This is a genomic window from Rhodocytophaga aerolata (genome assembly GCF_030503435.1).
GTDB classification, from domain to species: Bacteria; Bacteroidota; Bacteroidia; order Cytophagales; family 172606-1; genus Rhodocytophaga; species Rhodocytophaga aerolata.
This window is the reverse complement of the sequence record NZ_JAUKPO010000004.1, coordinates 26,947-46,616: the sequence shown is the minus strand read 5'-3', so window position 1 is coordinate 46,616 and position 19,670 is coordinate 26,947. Positions and strand designations below refer to the sequence as shown.

Annotated in this window: 13 protein-coding genes and 2 tRNA genes; 6 read left to right on the top strand and 9 right to left on the bottom strand. The window is 42.4% G+C overall.

The window, feature by feature from the left end:
- Positions 1-21: 21 nt before the first annotated feature.
- Both miaB and tamL read right to left on the bottom strand, forming a co-directional pair.
- Entirely contained in the window at positions 22-1,455 is a 1,434-nt protein-coding gene (miaB, locus tag Q0590_RS08990; protein WP_302037187.1) for a tRNA (N6-isopentenyl adenosine(37)-C2)-methylthiotransferase MiaB, read from the bottom strand.
- A 183-nt stretch (positions 1,456-1,638) separates the two neighbouring features.
- Positions 1,639-4,104, bottom strand: a complete 2,466-nt coding sequence (gene tamL, locus Q0590_RS08985; protein WP_378410095.1) for a translocation and assembly module lipoprotein TamL — start codon at positions 4,102-4,104, stop codon at positions 1,639-1,641.
- A gap of 11 nt (positions 4,105-4,115) precedes the next feature.
- On the opposite strand from tamL, the gene Q0590_RS08980 reads away from it, so the two are divergent.
- Positions 4,116-4,868: an RNA methyltransferase gene (locus Q0590_RS08980; RefSeq protein WP_302037185.1), complete on the top strand. Its 753-nt coding sequence runs from the start codon at positions 4,116-4,118 to the stop codon at positions 4,866-4,868.
- Here the strand turns inward: Q0590_RS08980 and Q0590_RS08975 are convergent, their stop codons facing one another.
- Positions 4,869-5,681 carry a queuosine precursor transporter gene (locus Q0590_RS08975; protein WP_302037184.1) on the bottom strand — a complete coding sequence of 271 codons (813 nt, stop codon included), beginning with the start codon at positions 5,679-5,681 and terminating at the stop codon, positions 4,869-4,871.
- 160 nt (positions 5,682-5,841) lie between these two features.
- On the opposite strand from Q0590_RS08975, the gene Q0590_RS08970 reads away from it, so the two are divergent.
- A complete protein-coding gene (locus tag Q0590_RS08970; RefSeq protein WP_302037183.1) occupies positions 5,842-8,481 on the top strand; it encodes a T9SS type A sorting domain-containing protein in 2,640 nt (879 codons plus the stop codon).
- Between the two features lie 58 nt (positions 8,482-8,539).
- Here the strand turns inward: Q0590_RS08970 and Q0590_RS08965 are convergent, their stop codons facing one another.
- The 6 genes from Q0590_RS08965 to Q0590_RS08940 form a co-directional block, all read right to left on the bottom strand.
- Positions 8,540-9,454: a ribonuclease Z gene (locus tag Q0590_RS08965; RefSeq protein WP_302037182.1), complete on the bottom strand. Its 915-nt coding sequence runs from the start codon at positions 9,452-9,454 to the stop codon at positions 8,540-8,542.
- Between the two features lie 201 nt (positions 9,455-9,655).
- Positions 9,656-10,033 (bottom strand): STAS domain-containing protein, encoded by a 378-nt coding sequence (locus Q0590_RS08960; RefSeq protein ID WP_302037181.1) that lies wholly within the window; start codon positions 10,031-10,033, stop codon positions 9,656-9,658.
- A 40-nt stretch (positions 10,034-10,073) separates the two neighbouring features.
- Positions 10,074-11,030: a phosphoribosylaminoimidazolesuccinocarboxamide synthase gene (locus tag Q0590_RS08955; protein ID WP_302037180.1), complete on the bottom strand. Its 957-nt coding sequence runs from the start codon at positions 11,028-11,030 to the stop codon at positions 10,074-10,076.
- A gap of 191 nt (positions 11,031-11,221) precedes the next feature.
- Complete coding sequence (locus Q0590_RS08950; protein WP_302037179.1) at positions 11,222-12,400, bottom strand: acetyl-CoA C-acyltransferase; 1,179 nt, start codon at positions 12,398-12,400, stop codon at positions 11,222-11,224.
- A gap of 162 nt (positions 12,401-12,562) precedes the next feature.
- Positions 12,563-13,300, bottom strand: a complete 738-nt coding sequence (locus Q0590_RS08945; RefSeq protein ID WP_302037178.1) for a tetratricopeptide repeat protein — start codon at positions 13,298-13,300, stop codon at positions 12,563-12,565.
- A 45-nt stretch (positions 13,301-13,345) separates the two neighbouring features.
- Positions 13,346-14,308 carry a vWA domain-containing protein gene (locus Q0590_RS08940; RefSeq protein WP_302037177.1) on the bottom strand — a complete coding sequence of 321 codons (963 nt, stop codon included), beginning with the start codon at positions 14,306-14,308 and terminating at the stop codon, positions 13,346-13,348.
- A 216-nt stretch (positions 14,309-14,524) separates the two neighbouring features.
- Here Q0590_RS08940 and Q0590_RS08935 point away from each other — a divergent pair.
- The 4 genes from Q0590_RS08935 to Q0590_RS08920 all read left to right on the top strand — a co-directional run bounded on the left by Q0590_RS08935 (position 14,525) and on the right by Q0590_RS08920 (position 19,631).
- Positions 14,525-14,613, top strand: a tRNA-Ser gene (locus Q0590_RS08935).
- A 16-nt stretch (positions 14,614-14,629) separates the two neighbouring features.
- Positions 14,630-14,707 (top strand) — tRNA-Pro (locus Q0590_RS08930).
- A gap of 411 nt (positions 14,708-15,118) precedes the next feature.
- Positions 15,119-19,045 (top strand): DUF7619 domain-containing protein, encoded by a 3,927-nt coding sequence (locus Q0590_RS08925; RefSeq protein ID WP_302037176.1) that lies wholly within the window; start codon positions 15,119-15,121, stop codon positions 19,043-19,045.
- A gap of 139 nt (positions 19,046-19,184) precedes the next feature.
- Positions 19,185-19,631, top strand: a complete 447-nt coding sequence (locus Q0590_RS08920; protein ID WP_302037175.1) for a hypothetical protein — start codon at positions 19,185-19,187, stop codon at positions 19,629-19,631.
- The last annotated feature ends 39 nt before the right edge of the window (positions 19,632-19,670 follow it).

Below are 19,670 nucleotides of genomic sequence, written 5' to 3'. Positions count from 1 at the left end.
TATGTAGTTGCAAGTAGTAGATTAAATTGAGTCTACTGCTTCACCCAGTAAGGTAGCGGCTGTACATTCATTTACCAGCACCTGTACATACTGCCCTTTCTGGTAATTTTTCTTTGGGAAAACTACCACCTTATTAGCCGTATTTCTGCCATACAGAAAATCCGTTGACTTTTTAGAAAAGCCTTCTACCAACACTTTGTGTACTTTGTGCAGATCTTGTTTATTCCGCTCTAGTGATAGTCGTTGTTGCAAAGAAATTATTTCACTCAGCCGCCGCTTTTTTACCAGCTCAGCAATATCGTCTTTTAGTTTTTTGGCAGCTGGTGTATTTGGCCGTTCTGAATAAGCAAACATGTAGGCAAAATCATAGTGTACCATCTCCATTAAAGAAAGGGTATCCTGATGCTCATCTTCTGTTTCGGTACAAAAGCCAGCAATCATATCGGTAGATATACCACACTCATCACCTAGAATAGCCCGGATGGCAGCAACTCTATCCAGATACCATTCCCGGGAGTAGGTCCGGTTCATCAGATTCAGTATCCGGGAATTTCCACTTTGCGCCGGAAGGTGAATGTACTTGCAAATATTTTCATACTTTGCCATGGTGTACAATACCTCATCTGTAATATCCTTGGGGTGTGAGGTAGAAAAACGAACCCGGAGATCGGGATGCACCAACGCTACTTTCTCTAATAACTGAGCAAAATTTACTTTTTCGCTGCCATCTTCTGACACCCAGTTGTATGAATCTACATTCTGACCAAGCAGCGTTACTTCCCGGTATCCTTTTGCAAACAGATCCTGGGCTTCCAGTACAATGGATTGATAGCCTCGGCTGCGTTCGCGGCCACGGGTAAAAGGAACCACACAGAATGAACACATATTATTGCACCCCCGCATAATAGAGATAAAAGCGGTAACACCGTTGGTATTCAGGCGTACTGGGGTTATATCGGCATAGGTTTCTTCCCGGGAAAGAAACACATTTACACCTTTTTGCCCAGCATCAGCTTCGGCAATTAAATTAGGCAGGTCGCGGTAGGCATCTGGGCCAACTACCAGGTCTACTATTTTTTCTTCTTCCAAAAGCTGGGCCTTTAGGCGCTCTGCCATGCAACCTAATACACCGATAACGGTTTGGGGGTTGTTGTGCTTGACAGCCACCAGGTGTTTAAGGCGGTTTCTTACTTTCTGTTCAGCATTATCCCGGATGGCGCAGGTATTAAGTAAGATGACATCCGCTTTGGTGTGATCAGACGTGGTATCAAATCCTTGTTCTTGTAAAATAGAGGTAACTATTTCACTGTCAGAAAAATTCATCTGACAGCCGTAGCTTTCTATGTATAATTTCCGGGAGCTTCCTTTCTTTCCTTCTTCCGTCACACGCATAACTTCACAGGCTTCCTTGTCTGCATCGGTGAGAATTTCCAGGTTTTTAACTAATCTGCTCATAAATATCGACTCTTGAGAATTAAGGTAACGATGGCTGATAGGCAATTTATACTACACGCCACCCAATAGGCTATTAAACAGCACAACCATTATTTAAAGCTGTAAATAATGGTTGTGCTGCAAAGATAGGAAAAACCCTGAAATATGACAGAATGGCAGAGGAAATATAATACAGTATTTCTGTTAGAATGGATAACCTATACCCACATTAAATACGGCCTGTTGCTTGGCAAAAAAGGGCCACCTGCTGGATACTTGATTAATCATCCACCGTTGCCCTTCCGGTTTGCCAGGGTCATAGGCTTTTACACCCATATCTAGCCTGACTATTAAGAAAGAGAAATCCATCCGAAGACCTACACCTGGACCTATAGCTATCTGTTTATAAAATTGGTTAAAGCGGAAACGGGCTTCCGGTGAACTAATCTGTGATTTCCAGGTCCACACATTTCCTGCATCAACAAATACAGCTCCTTCAATAAAACTGATAATATCAAAGCGGTATTCAGCACTCGCCTCTAATAAAATATCACCTGGCTGTTCAAAACTGTAGTTATTTGCGTAATCAATTTCACCTGTGGTCGTTAATGAATCAGCATCTCCACCCGGGCCTAAACGCCGCGACGGCCATGCCCGTATGCTATTGCTTCCACCCACAAAGAAATATCGTTCATAAGGCATTACTTTGGAACTTCCATACGGGCTGGCAATACCAACGTTCAATCTAAAAGCCCAATTGCTTTTTCTGCCTGCAGGTAAATAGTATCTGAAATCATGACTTAATTTAAAGAACCTGGAAAGTTGTATTCCTTCTAAGCTATCGTTGCGGATATTGTCGGCTATGAGAGTTAATAAGTTTAAGGTTGTACCACCCGATTCAGCGAATAGGCGGTGGTATCTGGCTTCTTTTACGATGCCAGTCGGATTATCATTATACGTATAGGTAGCGTTAATACTGGAATAAAATGTTCGCTGAAAACTCCTAAAAAGATTACTGCCAGCTGATTCTAAAGAATCAAGGGTCCTCCGAAAAGGATCTGACAAGTAAGGTGTATATACTAGATTTGCATCAACCGGAGCTATTATAAATGTATGCTTCAAATCTTTCTGGAAGGTGTAGTTCATGGCACCCCGGAAGGTGGCCCTCCTGTATTCGGGGCGGTTCGTAAAATTAAAACCTCCTATTAATCTGGTCCTAGGATTATATCTGTTGAAAGAATTTTTAAGTCGCCCAGGAAATAAGAGCTGTGGAAAGGCCAACGAGGCATTGACATTAAATTCCTGGCTGGCATAGACCTGATCCACGTTTCCGAAACCAGATTGTCCTTCTATAGCTGCCCGGATGCTGGTTTCAAACACCTCAAGCCCACCAAATACATTCCGCATCTTAAAAGTCAGGTTTACAAACGGGCCAGGCAACTGCTGCGTAACGGTTACGCCCCATTCATCGCTGACGGTATATTTTTCCAGCGGACTGGCGCTGATTCTGGAAATAAACTTATTGCCGGTGGTGTCATAATAAATATTAGCAAACTTAAATATATCCAGGCTGGTGAGCAGGCGTTGAGTTTCTATCGTATTCTGGAAGCTATATAAATCCCCCGGCCTAACCATCAGTTTGGTATCCAGTATCTTTTTAGAAAATACATTGGTATTGTAAGAGACATATTTAATATTCTGGTAGACTGCTGTATCTCTTCTCCTGCGGGTAGGATTCAGTATATTGGCATCTATCGTAAAAAAGACATCATCTACGCGGAATAATTTGTGAGTAGGTCTGTCTGGTGGTTTGTTAATAACTGTTTCGATGTCTATCAGGTTATCTGTTTCTACAGGTCTATCTTTATACGTAGAATCGGTAAATACTCTGTATTCCACATATTGGCGGTTAAAGTTATAATACCCATTGTTTTTCAAAAGCCTGTCTATCCTTTCCCGTTCCTGGTTCAACAGATCTTCATCGTAAATATCGCCTGGCTTAATAAGACTAAACCGCCTGTTAGCCCGGAGTAAACTATCAATATGCACATTGTCTACCGACCGTAAGGTGTCTTTAATCCGGTTCGCTTCATTTTCTGTTATCTGATAGGTTACTTTGGCTGTTCTACGCTTTTCATCCAGGTCAAAGCTGTAGCTGGTTTCAGCATTAAAGTATCCCTTAGAATTGAGAAAAAATTTCATTTGTTCGGCCGTTTCCTTGGAAAGCAGCGAATCGAAAACAACTGGTGGTTCTCCAATACGCATCAGCCAGTTCCCTTCGTCCAGTTGTTTCTGGTATTTCTCAAGCTTGCGGTCGCGCCTCCTTCTAAGGCGTTGGTAGCGGCCAGAATTTACATCGGCTGCGGCAATGCGGCTGTCGTACCGGTCTCTGATGCGCTCAATATTTTGTTCTGCTTTCTCAGGCTTGTAGAATTTCTGCCCCTGCGAATATAACCACAACAGGTGCATGATAGGTAGACCGAATAAACGTGTGTTAGCCTCTTGCCGATAGAAAGGTTCCAGATCACTGGTGGGCATTTTTTTATTGCCTTTAATAGTCTGGCTATACAAGAGGTATTCTTCTTTTTTAAGCAATTTCGATTTGTTCAGGCAACCTGAAAGAGAAATTATTGTAATAACGTATAGAATAATGTAAACTCGCTTTCTCAATGTTTTAGGTTATGATGTCAAAGAAATGGGTAAAACTGATTACTTCGTTGCAACACAAAAAGTACAGAAAACAACACCAAGCTTTTCTGGTGGAGGGGGCAAAGAGCGTGCTAGAGCTATTTTCATCAGATTATCAGATTCAGATTCTTTTTGTTACAGAGGAATTTCATCAGCAACATATACGGCTGCTCCAGAAACAAAGTTTACCCTACGAAATAGTCAGCCAGCAGGAACTGGAAAAGACCGGAGTCTACCAGACCAACAATGCCTGCCTGGCTGTGGTAACTGCCAAACCCAATCAGCCTATTGGTATTTCAGGCAATGAGTATATGCTCATGCTGGACGATGTAAAAGACCCAGGCAACTTAGGAACCATTATCCGCATTGCCGATTGGTATGGCATCCGTAAACTGGTATGTTCGGAAAACACGACTGATTTCTATAATCCGAAAGTAATAGCGGCCAGTATGGGCTCCTTTACCAGAGTACAACCCTACTACGTCGATCTGGCGCAATATCTGAAAAAAATAAATGGAAGCCTACCGGTTTACGGGGCTTTTCTGGAAGGAGAGGATGTGCATAAGGTGCCGTTTGCGAAAGCAGGTATTCTGATTATGGGGAACGAATCGCAGGGAATTAACCCTGAGCTGGCCCCATGGGTAAGCAGCAAAATCCATATTCCCAGATACGGAGCGGCAGAATCGCTGAATGTAGGCATTGCCACAGCCGTGATATGCGATAATATCCGCAGAAGTGTAGACTGATTATTTAAGAGAGCTGCCTTTTTCTGCTTCCTGCAATAGTTGATCGCTTTGTCTTTTTCCCAGGTACGAATCTATCCAGTAATGCGCCAGATACAGCAGTGGGGTTAGTACAATGGCTACTACAAATTTATATATATAATTATTAATCCCGACTTTAATTATATCCGATAAGGTCCAGGGCCCGAATACATAAAAAGCAATATAGAGCACAACAAAGCTATCTACAAACTGGGAAATAAGTGTGGAACCGGTGGCCCTGAGCCATATTTTCCGGCTGCCAGTTATCCGGCGTATGTAATGAAATACATAGGCATCCAGTAGTTGCCCGATTAAAAAAGCGGTAAGCGACCCAAGGATGATCCCTAACCCTTGCCTGAAAATTTTGCTGAAGGCGGTGTTGATATTAAAATCTTTGCCTACATCTGGCGTCTGGTTTACCTGAATCCAGAAATCTGCCGGCGGAAGGGTTGTTACCAGGTAGATGATAATAAACGCATAGGCGATAAATATAGATGTCAGCACACTTATCCGTTTCACCCCGGCAGGTCCGAAATATTCATTAATAATATCCGAAGTAATAAATACTACTGGCCAGATCACTACCCCGGCAGTATAGGTAAAGCTTAAGGCAAAACCCGGAAACAACGGAATCTGCGCAGGAGGAAGGCCAAATATCATCTCAGCTGAGAATAATTTTACACCAATGATTTCAGCAATCAGGGCATTGGTTAGAAATATACCAGTAAGGACAAGTAAGAGCCGGCTACGTTTTTTGGACAGCGTAGATGTAATGTCTGGAGCAGTGGAAAGCATACACATGAGCTAAACCTACAAGATATCAATTTGTAGGGAATGTTTATGAAAATAGGGTTGGATAAATAAGCTTTCTATAGTTAAAGTAAAATAATTTCTTTCTATATTCATATGCCCTATAGACTCATAAACCATTTATTTGCCTAAAATCCTATAGTTTATGAACCACTACCTACCCTCTGCAGGCAGTTTGCAAAAATTGCTTATCCGTTTCTTGATCCTGCTCTTATGGTTGCTGACTACTTTTGCTCATAGAGGAAATAGTCAGGTGCCTTCTATTGTCTGGGATAAAACCATTGGCGGCAGCCAGGCTGACAGGTTAGGATCTGTCCAACAAACTAATGATGGCGGCTATATTCTGGGAGGATATTCTGAATCTGATGCAGGTTTTGATAAAAGTCAAAATCAGAAAGGAGATGGGGATTACTGGATTGTGAAACTAAATGCTTCCGGAAATAAACAGTGGGATAGAACTATCGGTGCAAAGGGTGAAATTATACAGGATGTGGTTGTACAACAAACTTCCGATGGGGGATATATCGTAGGGGGGACGGCTAATGCTGATGCTGGCTTCGATAAAAGTGAAGACCGGAAAGGGGGGGAGGCAGATTACTGGGTCGTGAAGCTGGATGCATCGGGCAATAAACAGTGGGATAAGACTATTGGCGGGAATGATAATGATTTTTTTAGTATTGTTCGTCAAACAGCCGATGGGGGATATATTTTAGGTGGATTTTCTCTTTCTGGAGCGGGCTTCGATAAAAGTGAAAACCCAAAAAGTTTCTCCGACTACTGGATCGTGAAGCTGGATGCAGCAGGTAACAAAAAGTGGGATAAAACCATTGGCGGAAGTGGCGGTGGGAGTAGTATGGCAGATATATGGCAGACAAGCGACGGCGGGTATATCCTGGGAGGGAGTTCTACTTCTAATGCAGGAGGAGATAAAAGTGAAAATTTGCGAGGTGGTTTGAGTGACGGAGGTGACTTTTGGGTAGTAAAGCTGGATGCTTCCGCAAAAAAACAGTGGGATAAAACCATTGGCGGGAATGATTTTGAGAATTTACGTTCTATCCAGCAGACGGCCAATGGAGGCTATATTCTGGGAGGATTTTCTACTTCAAAAACTGGCTTTGATAAAAGTGAAAATTCGAAAGGTGGTCACGATTACTGGATTGTGAAACTGAATGCCAACGGGAGTAAAGCCTGGGATAAAACCATTGGTGGAAGCAAGAATGATCAGCTGTCCTCTCTTCAACAGACAGCCGATGGAGGGTATATTCTTCAGGGAGCTTCTGATTCTCCATCAGGTATGGACAAAACCGACAATCCGAAAGGAGGCTTAGGTAGACCCGACTATTGGGTAGTGAAGTTGGATCCATCCGGAAAAAAGCAATGGGATAAAACCATTGGCGGAAACGATTCTGAATTTGTGAGTCTTGCCCAGCAGTCCATCCAGCAAACAGCTGATGGGGGATATATTTTAGGTGGATCTTCTTTCTCAGGAGCAGGCTTTGACAAAACTGAGTCTGCGAGAGGATTCAGTGATTATTGGGTGGTTAAATTATCACCGGAAAAACTAGAGGCAAATGCCCGGATCACCAGCTTTACTTTAGTAAATGCGGATACGGAAGCCTATGTAGGCGAACTTAAAACAGGCGACAAACTCAGTCTGGCTGCCCTGGGAAATCCTTTGTTAACTGTACAGGCTAATACAGTCCCAAATGCAATAGATAAAGTTGTATTTGAGCTTAGCCGCCCTGCCATGCCTACATTGCTACGTACTGAACGTACCTTACCTTACACCTTGTACGGAGATGGCCTAAAAGCGGGTATTACCGATTATTGGGGAGAATACGCGAAACCTGGGCAGTATACGCTGAAAGCAACTCCCTACTGGCGGAGAAAGCCCGGAAATTCCTATAGTGTTACCTTCCAGGTGATAGGAGATTTACCCCCTGCTTTACGTGTTAACTTTGGCAAAAGTAATACACCTACTCCTGAAGGATGGTCTAAAGATTATGGCCTGCCATTTGGAGTAAAAGGCAACTATACTTATGGCTGGAAAAGAAGGGACAATGGCTCTCCGGTTGATCTTTCAGTAAAAGGAACCCTTCCCGGAAATGGACGCTGGCGGCCACTTCCTTCCGATTTATTGCTTGCCACTTTACTGCATATGCAAGGGAATGATGTACGCAATTTTAACGGTACACCTGTTGAAAGCTTCTGGGAAGTAGCCGTGGAGAATGGAGAGTATCAGGTAACAGTATCTGTAGGAGATGGATCAATATGGACTACCCTAGAAGCTCACTCCATTAATGTTGAAGGCAAATCGGCCATCCACCGGTTTTTTCCACAAGGAGCGGAGGGAAGTATCAGCCGGTTTAAGCAGGCTACTGTACGTGTTAAGGTAACAGATGGCTATCTGACCTTAGATGCAGATGGGGGTACCAATACGAAAATAAACTATGTCATTGTTCAGCCACTCTTCTCTACCAATGGCATAGCAAATGATAATGAACGTGCATCATTGCAACAGATAACCGCTAGCCCTAATCCATTTTCTCAAGCACTTACCTTACAAGTGGACGGGATGCAAGGACAGGTGACGGTTGTTATGCACGATGTGAGAGGAAATATTGTATACCAGGCTAGCCAGGAAATCTCCCAAAATGGAACAGATGCAGGCATAGGATTGCTCAATCTGGATGTATCTGCCATGAGTTTGCAGTCAGGCCTATACACGATCAGGCTTACCTCTCAAGATGGCAACAGTGCTTGGTTGAAAGTAATCAAGTATTAAAAGCACTAATATGGTTTTGCATATAACAAGGAACTGAGCATGCGTTGCTGGTTTCTTGCTATTCATCTATGGTAAACTCTTCTCCTTCTATAGCTAAATAGGACTCCTGAAAATGCTGGCGGGCTTCCTCCAGAAAAGGAGATAAATCTTTATATCTGGAAGAAAAATGGCCGAGCAGTAATTTCTGTACCCCTGCCTGATGGGCTATACTGGCGGCCTGGGCAGCCGTTGAATGAAAAGTTTCAGCTGCTCTTTCTGCTTCTTTCTCCAGAAAGGTAGATTCATGATACAATAAATCTACGTCCTGAAGCTGGGGAATCAGGCATTCCTGGTATTTTGTATCTGAACAATAGGCATAACTGCGGCTTTTTTTCGGAGGCAAGGTCAGGTCTTCGTTTTTAAACAAACGTTCTCCTTGGCGGTTGTAAAGGTCTTCTCCTTTTTTTAAAGCTATAATTTGTTGTAAAGACAGATTATCCGGCAATACGTCTTTATTGATTCTGCGTTTTTTGGGTTTTTCTCTGAATAAAAATCCGGTACACTGTATGCGGTGGTTTAACGGAATAGTTTCCACAGTTGTGTTATCATTCTGGTAAATGAGTTCCCGCTGCTGACTTAACTCCCGGAAGCGAATCCGGTAATTCAACCGGGTATCGGAATACTTAAATTGCAGACTCAGAATATCTACTAGTCCGCCTGGCCCATATAAAAAAAGATCATCTGTCCGTTTATTGAGGTGCATGGTAGACAACAAACCCACCAGACCCAGGTAATGGTCGCCATGCAGGTGACTGATAAAAATATGGTTAATTTTCGTGAACCGGATTTTGTAGCGGTTCAATTGCATTTGAGTAGCTTCCCCACAATCAATCAAAAAATACTCTTGTTGTATGTGTAGCAGCTGCGAGGTAGGATGCCTGTTATAAGCTGGCGCAGCTGAATTTGAACCAAGTATTGTTAGTGTAAACGTCAACGGAAGAAAAAGTAGGACAGAATGAGGGATACATATATAAGGCAAAACGTAGATATATGCCAGGGACCGCAACTAAACGATGGGTAATTCCATAAAGCAGCCTGAGCCGCTTTACGGAAATCGAAGCATACTACATAATTAACCCGAATTGTGCGTAGAATTTATGTAGTACACCCTGACAAAATATGGTTATTTGCCTGATTAACGGTTTTCTTGATCCAGGTCGTTGCCCAATTCGTTTAGGTATACAGCGTCTACGGCTTCCTGCACGGTGGGCATAATATCCAGTACACTATCCAGCTGGGAGATTTTGATCAGTTTCATCACATGGTCTGTAATACCTGTCAGGATAAATACGCCATCCGAATCGTTAGCCATGCGGTTGCCCACTAATATGGCGCTCAATCCGGAAGAATCAATGTACTTCACCTGCGACATATCCAGAATGATATTCTTATTTCCTTCAGCATTCAGGGTAACAAAGTCAGATTTTAGTTGCGGAGATACGGTAGAATCTACTTTCGTTTCATTCAGCTGGATCAGTAAATATTTATCCTGCTTATCAACAGAGTATTTCATAGAAGTAGTAGTTTAGTGATTAGAAGAGGTTATTTATTTATTAAACTTGTGTAACATTCAAGGATTGCAAACAGCTGTTGATATTGGTTTCTATACGGGTCAGGATATCTTCTTCGGCATGCCGTACAAAAGGTTCGCCAGTCATTTTCTCATATAACTCAATATATCTTTCAGAAATCCCTTTGACAATCTCATCGGTCATATGGGGTATTTTCTGCCCATCTTTGCCCTGGAAGCCATTTGCCATCAGCCATTCCCGGACAAACTCCTTCGAAAGTTGTTTTTGTGGCTCTCCTTTTTGCTGCCTGTCCTCGTATCCTTCCGCATAAAAATACCTGGAGGAGTCAGGCGTATGAATTTCATCTATCAGATAAATCTGATTGTCAGCTTTGCCAAACTCATATTTGGTATCTACCAGAATTAAGCCTCTTTCTTTAGCAATGGCTGTACCTCTAGCAAAGAGTTCAAGACTGTAGCGTTCAATAATAGCATATTCTTTTGCATTGATCAAATTATTGCTGATGATTTCCTGCTTGGATATATCTTCATCGTGCCCTTTTTTAGCCTTGGTTGTAGGGGTAATAATAGGCCGTGGCAAGGGATCATTTTCTTTCAATCCATCGGGTAGTTGTTCGCCACATAGCTTGCGAAAACCAGCTTTGTATTGCCGCCAGGCATGCCCGCTCAAATACCCTCTGACCACCATCTCTACCGGAAAAGGTTCACACTTAAGTCCAATGCTTACGTTTGGGTCTGGTACCTGTAGCAGCCAGTTAGGAACAATATCGGCAGTAGCCTGCAAAAAGCGGGCAGCCACCTGATTAAGCACCTGACCTTTATAAGGAATTGCCCGTGGTAAGATCACATCAAACGCAGAAATTCTGTCGGAGGCGACCATAGCCATTTTATCTTTAAAGAAGTACACATCTCTAACTTTACCTCTATAAAATCCTGTCTGGTCTTTGAACTGAAAATGTGTTTCTTTTAAGGCATTCATATGTAATAGGTTATGGTTTCAGATCAGGCATGAAACCCTACTATTATCTCTCTCTTGCTGACAACTTACAGGCAGAGTCAAGAGGTATATGAGGGTTTCATACGTAAAATACAAAGAAAAATGTTCAGGCAACAGGCTGTAAAATTAAAGAAATTATAGAAATAACCGCCTGGCGGCCTCTATTTATCTTCCTATAGTTTTTCCAGAACAATCGCAGAAGCCCCGCCACCTCCATTGCATATACCAGCAACCCCAATGTGCCCTTTTTGCTGATGTAGCACATTGGTTAGCGTAGTAACGATACGGGCACCGGAGCAACCCAGCGGATGGCCTAAGGCAACTGCTCCGCCAAACACATTCACCTGGCTATGATCCAGACCCAGTTTTTCCATATTGGCCAGGGCTACCACAGAAAAGGCTTCGTTTATTTCATAATAATCTACTTCTTTAGGAGATACCCGGGCGTTTTTCAAGGCTTTGGGAATAGCAAGCGCAGGGGAAGTAGTAAACCATTCGGGCGACTGTTCAGCATCGGCAAAGCCTAAAATACGGGCAAGCGGTTTTATTCCCAGGGCATCTGCCTTTTCTTTGCTCATCAGTATTACAGCCGAGGCACCGTCATTGATGGTAGAGGCATTGGCAGCTGTAACAGTTCCGTCTTTAGAGAACACAGGTTTCAGGCTTGGAATTTTTTCGAAAAATACATTTTTGTATTCTTCATCTTCGTCAATCAACAGCGGTTCCTTGTTACGCTGGGGTACTTCAACCGGTACAATCTCTTCTTTAAACAGACCGCTTTGGGTAGCTTTAGCCGCTCTTTTATAAGATTCAACCGCATAGGCATCTTGTGCTTCCCTGGAGATATTCAATTCTTTGGCGGTAAGGTCGGCAGCATTGCCCATGGCGTAGTTATGATACACTTCCCACAAGCCATCTTTCTGTAAGCCGTCTATCAGTTTACCATCGCCGTACTTGTAGCCGAACCGGGCTTTTTCTATATAATAGGGGACATTGGTCATACTCTCCATTCCGCCTGCCACCACTACATCGGTTAAACCCAACATTATGCTTTGAGCCCCAAACATAATGGCCTTCGTACCGGAGGCACATACTTTATTAACGGTAGTACATACCACATTCTGAGGCAGCCCGGCATAAATAGCTGCCTGCCTGGCCGGTGCCTGGCCCAGGTTGGCTGACACGACGTTCCCCATAAATACTTCCTGTACATCTTCAGGTTTAATGCCGGCTTTTTGTAAAGCTCCCTTAATGGCAATGGCTCCTAGTTGAGTAGCTGACTGGCTGGCTAATATTCCGCCGAAACTTCCTATGGGGGTCCGGACGGCAGAAACAATATACACTTCTTTCATAGCAAATTAGAGTTATGGATGAATATACGGATTTATTTAGCAGAGTTATTCCCTTGGGTTTCTATCAGATGGTACGAACAAAAATTGTTCACTGTTTTTTGCAAAGGGTATGTTTTGTAAATGCGCTATACAAATTTAAGTACCTTATCAGCTAAAAAGTTCTTACCAATCAGGCTGATTTTTGGATGCTTCCTTGGATGCTTGTTTTTTTTGTTGTTGAATATACTGAATTTCACTGTTCTTCATGGCATCCAAAAGCATTTTAGCTTTCTCTTCGCTCAGGTTTATCCGCCTGAGTTTACGTTTTATCTCCTGTTGCTGTTGAGTTTCCGATTCTTTTTCGTCAGGCCCATCGTCTGCCTGCGTTTCTGATTGCCGAATTTTATTCTCGTTGTCGGGTGGTGGAGGAGCCTGTTCTGCTTCAGACTGCTTATCCTGTTTCTTTTCTTCATCAGCTGCCTCCGTTGCTGGCAACATTCTGGCAACCAGCTCAAAATTGTAGCGGCTATGTTCGTTGCCAGGGTCTACCGCCAGCGATTGCCTGAAATAGTCCAAGGAATTTTTATATTCTTTATTCTCCAAAGCAATAACCCCTAGTTGCTGAAAGGCAACACTGCTGATGGTGGTGCTGGAAGAATTTCGTACTTGTTCGTAGTACTTCTGCGCCTGGTAATGGTCATTATTTAAAAAATAGCAGTGGGCCAGATTCAACAGGATACGGCTATCGCGGATTTGCATAGAGTTGGTAAGATACCGGTATTTCACCAGGGCAAGCACATATTGGCCGCTGGTATAAGATTGCTCAGCTTCCATAATCAACCGGTTAGTTCTGGCAATTTTAGTTACTTCAATTTTTGAAGAAAAAAGCAACCATACATACATCAGGTAATAAAGCGGCATGGGAAAAATAACAAAGTAAAACTAACACAGGTATCTGGCAATATTCTACAACTGAATGGTTTTTACAGTTATCAGCACATCTAGCGACAGTAATAGAAGAGCCGCTATCAAAAAGTAGTCATACTTATTGGCGGTAGCATCGGTTTTCCGCTGATCAATGAAGCGGCCTTCTATCGAATCTATTGCCTGGATTAACCTGTAAATTTCATTCTGACTATCATTTATAACGAAATACCGGTCACTTAATTGGCTGACAGTGGTAAAGAGTGTTTCATCAGCTAGTCTGGTTACAATTTCACCGCCGGATTTATCTTTTTTATACCCTCTGCCCGACGGGATTTTTCCGCCTTCGGCTGTTCCTACACCTAGCGCAAAAAGCCTGATGCCACTTTTGTCTATTTCCCGGCTGATACGGCTGAGGTTTTCACCATGATGTTCGCCATCGCTCACCAGCACAATAATTTTGGCATTGTTCTCAGAGGTAACATTGCTTGTGTGTTTCTCCATGGCCATTCGCAGAGCCGGTTCCAGGTTGGTACCTCCCGACGGAACAATAGTTGTGCTAAGGGTTTCAATAAACAGTTTAAGGGTATTTTTGTCAAAAGTCAAGGGGCATTGCACAAAAGCTTCGGTTGAGAAAATAATTAATCCGATCCTGTCGGTCTGCAAGTTGTCTACCAGTTTGTTCAATTCAAGTTTAACGCGGTCGAGGCGGGATGGCACAAGATCATCCGCATTCATAGACTCAGATAAATCTACCAGCAGATAAATATCTTTACCAATGGCTTTCACTTCTTTTTGTACACTGCCATATGAAGGCCCCATAAGTGCTATAATCAGTAAGCCAAAATATAGGCTACGCAGAAGGAACTTGCCAAAAATAGCTCTGGCATGGTTTTGAAATTTACGGGCGGCAATGGTGATTTTTACAGCATAAGCCAGGTAAAGTACCCCAAACAAGCTTATAAATACATATTCCCAAATGCTTAAAGCGTAATACCAGTTCATCTAACAAAGATAGTGACTATTACCCAATGCTGAATAACTTCGCCACCTGCCAGATGAGTATCGCTTGTAGTCTAAAATACTTGCCTTTTGTAAATACTGGCAGATGAACTACTTGCAAATAAAATGAAAAACTGGCCTAAAAATTTATATGTTTTTATTAATAATTATTTGGGGGTGTAAGATTGTTTTGTATATATTTGCAACACTTTTTTGAAAGGAGAGATGCCTGAGAGGCCGAAAGGAACGGTTTGCTAAACCGTCGTACTTAGTAATAGGTACCGAGGGTTCGAATCCCTCTCTCTCCGCAGCATGAAAAGTTCACGGGGTGTAGCGTAGTCCGGTCATCGCGCCTGGTTTGGGACCAGGAGGTCGCAGGTTCGAATCCTGCCACCCCGACCAAAAAACCGCCTAATTCAACGAATTAGGCGGTTTTTTCGCTTTTAGCTTCAAATTGTGCCAAAATTGTGCCAAATAAAAGTAAAAAACGATGACAAAAAAGTATGATTTTTCTGGGCCACGGATATTTCTTGAATCTTTCCAGCAATTAGAGAGTATGATGCCATCTTATATTTTCTAAAAGGCAATAAATACCTATTGAGGATATTAAGCTTTTTGTTATTGTTTTTACCCGATGAGTAATTTTTGCTCTAAATACCACCTGTTAGCCGGTTACTTAGATTAAAAAAAAACGCATAAAGAAGATATTCTATCAAGAGCGAACCAACTATAGTCAACCTGCCATAAAGAGGAACAACATCCCTTATAAAATAACATTATCAATTTTCATACAGACTTGTGCGGTCTCAAGATATGCTCAAACTTTTTACGTCACTAGTTACTCTTTTGCTTTTTCTCTTAACGCCGATAAACTTAATGGCGCAAGAGTTTGAGTGGGTCAAGCGCATTACACGAGAGGTTAATGTAAGTTATCACAGATTAACAACTGATAGTGAAGGAAACGTTTTTGTGATGGGGACTTTTCGAGGTATGCTCACTATAGGCGATTCTACTTTCAATATTAACTCCGCATCTGGCCATGAAGATAATTTTCTAGCTAAATATAGTCCAGCAGGGCAAGTTCTATGGGCACAGCATTTTGGAGGTTACGGAAGTTATCCCATGGTTGGTGAAGACTTTATGGGAAGTATAACTACTGATACTGAAGGAAATTGTTATGTCAGTGGCTCATACAATGGATTATTCAAACTAAATAATATTATCTACAACAACAAAGATATCCATTATGATAATCAGGATAGCTACCTGATTAAATTTGACAAAAATGGTAAAACAGCATGGATAAAGTTTTTAGAAGGTAAAAACTATGTATCACTAAAAGGATTATCAGTAGATGGATCAGGCAATATTATCATGGGAGGTAATTTATACTTAGGAAATACTTTAACTATTGAGGGGACTAGTATCTCTCCGCTACCAAACCAGGAATCCTATCTGGTTAAATTTACAAGGGATGGTAACCTCATCTGGCTGAAGAATGTAGGAGGAATGAATAACTTAATAATTACAGACAAAGCGGGTTCAATTTATCTTACAGGCCACTTAGGGGCTAAAGCAATCTTTGGAAATATTATATTAAATGAAACTCCTCCCGATGGAAATATTGCTCCCACTTCATTCATTGCTAAATTTGATCCAAATAGTAATGCATTATGGGCAAAGCCTTTACATGGTATAAGTAGCTTTATCAGCAGCCGGTCTATTAATGTTGATGCTTCTGGAAATATTTATTTGATGGGCCAATATAATAGTAATATCATACTGGGAAAGGATACCCTGCGCAATATAGATAATACTCCATACTCAAATAATTCTGATAATGTATTTTTAGCCCGGTTTAGCCAGCAGGGTAATCCATTATGGGCTATAAGAATGGTCAGCACTTATAGTGTAGACGGTGGCGATATTTTAACAAGTAATACAGGAGGTATTTACTTTTCTGGTAATATGTCTAACCGAGGATTGATAGGTGATACTGTCTTTGGAGAAGATAACAAGGGAGGAATGATTCTTGGTAAAATAGATGGATCCGGTAAAGTGCAGTGGGTTGAACAGATAACTGGCAGTATTCTTGGTACTTATGGTTTTACGATGGGTACAAACGGAAAAGGTCATCTTTTTCTGGCTGGGCTAGGTGGAGAAAAGTTTGGAGCCATTACCGATATTGGAACATGGCAGTCTCTCTTTTTTACAAAGGTGCGGGACACCACTTTTGTTATCCCAAATAAGATAAGAGGCAAGGTATATCATGATGTAAACAAAAACTGCCTGCAGGACTCAGGTGAAGAGCCATTAGCCTATCACCTGTTAAAAGCAGAACCAGGACCTTATTATGCTTCCACTGATCAGGATGGCAACTACTTGATGGAGCTACCAAAAGGAATATTTAGCATTAGCCAAATTAACGATAGGGAGGGACTAATTGTAGGGCAGCATTGTCCCATCAATAATGGTGCTTATTCTATTAGTTTTCTTTCTCAAAGCAAAGACACCTCCGGATTTGACTTTGGTAATAAAGTTACACGCCTGCCGCTTCTAAAGGTAAATGTAGCTGCAGACCGGCTCAGACGCTGCTTCCGCAGTAGCACCACCGTGCGATATAGTAACACCGGCTATGCGTCTGCCCACAACGTAGAGGTAAAGGTGTACTATCCTTCGTATGTAGTGCCCATAAGTGCTACTATGGCCTATAGCCAGAAAGATTCGCTGCTTACTTTCACCATTGGCACCTTGCAGCCTGGGCAATCAGGCAGTATCACCATTGCTGACTCTGTGATCTGCGGCAATGAATCGATCAGAGGTTTAACACAGTGCGTTAAAGCAGTCATCACCCCTTATAATAGCAAACCGGTAGATAGCCGCTGGGACGGCTCAGATGTAGAACTCAAAGCGGTATGTAAAGAAAATGGATTAGTCCGCCTTTCCATTTATAATAGTGGTAGGGGGAATATGGCCGATAGTGCCGCCTACCGCATATTTCTTGACGCAGTAAATGTATTTAAAGCAAACTATATGCTCCAAAAGGGAGACAGCCTCACATTGCAGGTGCCAGTTAATGGCTGCACACTAAGATTAGAGGCAGACTTACGGCCGTATCATCCTGAAAAGGAGAGAAAGCCAAGTATTACGCTGGAAGGATGTGGGGGAGGGAAAGGAGTGACAGTAAGTAAAGGTTTTATGAATATGATGCCGGCAGATGATTCTATGGAGGAAATATCTCTCTCCTGCCTACCCATACTCGATAGTTATGATCCCAATGACAAGGCCGTGACCCCTGAAGGTGTAGGACCTGAGAAGATTGTACGCAAAGAAACTCCCCTTGAGTACCTGATCCGCTTTCAGAACACAGGTACAGATATAGCATATAAAGTGGTAGTAGTGGATACCCTGGATGCAACACTTGATATAGCAAGTCTTGACATTGGCGCGTCTTCACATCCCTTTACCTATAGCATAACTGGCATGGGTGCACCTGTGCTCACCTGGACGTTTAACAATATCAACCTGCCTGATAGCACCAGTAACGAACCCGCTAGCCATGGCTATCTACGATTCCGCATCAGGCCAAAGAAAGACACTCCGGATGGAGTAAAGATTACAAATAGTGCTGCTATCTACTTTGACTACAACAGCCCTGTGATTACAAATACGGTGCTCAGTACTACCGGACAGTTGCCGGTAGATATCCATAGAGCTTTGGCAGTCGAGCCTTGTAAAGACAATTCCCCCTCAATGGCCCTGGCAGGAGAAGATAGAGTAATTCATGAGAGCTCTCTCATTACTCTACAAGCTAACAGGCCTGCTAAAGGCTATGGTTACTGGAAACTGATCAGTGGAAAAGGCACTATCGTAACTCCGTGGGATCCCCAAACAGAGATAAGGGAATTAGGTCCCGGAAAGAACCTGTTCGAGTGGAGCGTTACCCTCTGTGATAGTGTCAGCCGAAGCAGGCTCACAGTGGAGCAAGTGGTGATTCCGCCATTGCCAGATGTATCAGTACCTTCTCCTTTTTGCAATAGTGAAAAAAAACAGCAGCTACATGCAAAGGGTAGTAACATTGCTTGGTATGTGGATGCCTCTATGCAGAACAAAGTAGCCGATGGGGAAAGCTACCAGGCAAGTTTTGAAAAATCAGATACTATCTATGTAACCCAGACAATAGATGGTTACCAAAGTTTACCTGCACTGTTGCCTGTAGTGATCAAGCCTTTGGTAGGTGTGCCAGTTGTTGATGGCGCAGGGTATCTTTGTAATGGAATGCTGCTTAATTCACTTAAAGCAAGTGGAGAGGGTATCCGCTGGTATAGTGATGAGAAACTGACAACAGTTTTGCAGGAAGGAAATGTGTTCGACAAAACTGATTTGCTTCTAAAGCAGTTATTTGTCACAGGGACTATTAATGGCTGCACCAGTGAGGCAAGGCAAGTAGAACTACTGTCAGGTGCAGTAGATCTGAAAGAAAGAGTCAAGATTCCTAATGTGATCACACCTAATGGAGACGGGGCCAATGATGCTTTCCTTCTTCCTAAGTTTGAGGAAAACACCTGTATTGGCAGGTTCCTTTCTATTCGCATCTACAACCGGTGGGGTAAAGTAATCTTCACAAGCACGGACCCTGCTTTTTCCTGGGATGCAAAAGACCAATCAGCAGGCATATATTTTTATGAGATCCGCTACACAAACTTTTCTGCAGGCGGTGGACTGTCTGTGCTTTATTAACCTTGTACTAAACGTTATAGATTTAGTATTCTGCTTAAATGAGTATTGTGATCCGGCTTACAGTTTTAAGCATTTTTTGCTATCTTAAGGAAAGAATACTTTGAGCTAATTAACTGTACTTTCCTTGAGCTCTCTTGTTATGCCAACTGTTGCTGATTATTCATCTTTACGTATAGGTAACTTGATCATCTACCGATCCAGGGTAGAAGATTTGCCCGATCAGCTCAGATACGTCACACCAGAAGTATATACAGAGTTGATGCTCAATGAGGCAATTGCTATATCTGTTGAGCTTGATAGGGAGTGGCTGGAAGTTTTTGGTTTTAGAGAGAGAGGAGAATTTTTGGAGCTTACAATAAAGAATCAAACCCATGAATTGCAGCTAAAATACCGGTGGCCACAACAGGATCATTTCCATCTCAATATGGAGGTATATGATAGAGAAAACGAGCAAAGCAGAGAGTTGATCTGCTATACTGTACATAAACTGCAGAACCTGATAGAGGGAATTACCGGAAAAGCTATTAATATCAGTCAGTACCCCTTACTACTAAGCATAGATACACCTCTAAATAAATTTGAATAGGAGGGCGCAGCAAACCTTGTGCTTTGTCTTTCCATCAAT

Excerpts from the sequence above, each read along its gene's own strand:
- miaB (WP_302037187.1), bottom strand. The coding sequence starts at position 1,455 with ATGAGCAGATTAGTTAAAAACCTGGAAATTCTCACCGATGCAGACAAG.
- Q0590_RS08980 (WP_302037185.1), top strand. The coding sequence starts at position 4,116 with ATGATGTCAAAGAAATGGGTAAAACTGATTACTTCGTTGCAACACAAA.
- Q0590_RS08975 (WP_302037184.1), bottom strand. The coding sequence starts at position 5,681 with ATGCTTTCCACTGCTCCAGACATTACATCTACGCTGTCCAAAAAACGT.
- Q0590_RS08970 (WP_302037183.1), top strand. The coding sequence starts at position 5,842 with ATGAACCACTACCTACCCTCTGCAGGCAGTTTGCAAAAATTGCTTATC.
- Q0590_RS08960 (WP_302037181.1), bottom strand. The coding sequence starts at position 10,033 with ATGAAATACTCTGTTGATAAGCAGGATAAATATTTACTGATCCAGCTG.
- Q0590_RS08955 (WP_302037180.1), bottom strand. The coding sequence starts at position 11,030 with ATGAATGCCTTAAAAGAAACACATTTTCAGTTCAAAGACCAGACAGGA.
- Q0590_RS08950 (WP_302037179.1), bottom strand. The coding sequence starts at position 12,400 with ATGAAAGAAGTGTATATTGTTTCTGCCGTCCGGACCCCCATAGGAAGT.
- Q0590_RS08945 (WP_302037178.1), bottom strand. The coding sequence starts at position 13,300 with ATGCCGCTTTATTACCTGATGTATGTATGGTTGCTTTTTTCTTCAAAA.
- Q0590_RS08940 (WP_302037177.1), bottom strand. The coding sequence starts at position 14,308 with ATGAACTGGTATTACGCTTTAAGCATTTGGGAATATGTATTTATAAGC.
- Q0590_RS08925 (WP_302037176.1), top strand. The coding sequence starts at position 15,119 with ATGCTCAAACTTTTTACGTCACTAGTTACTCTTTTGCTTTTTCTCTTA.
- Q0590_RS08920 (WP_302037175.1), top strand. The coding sequence starts at position 19,185 with ATGCCAACTGTTGCTGATTATTCATCTTTACGTATAGGTAACTTGATC.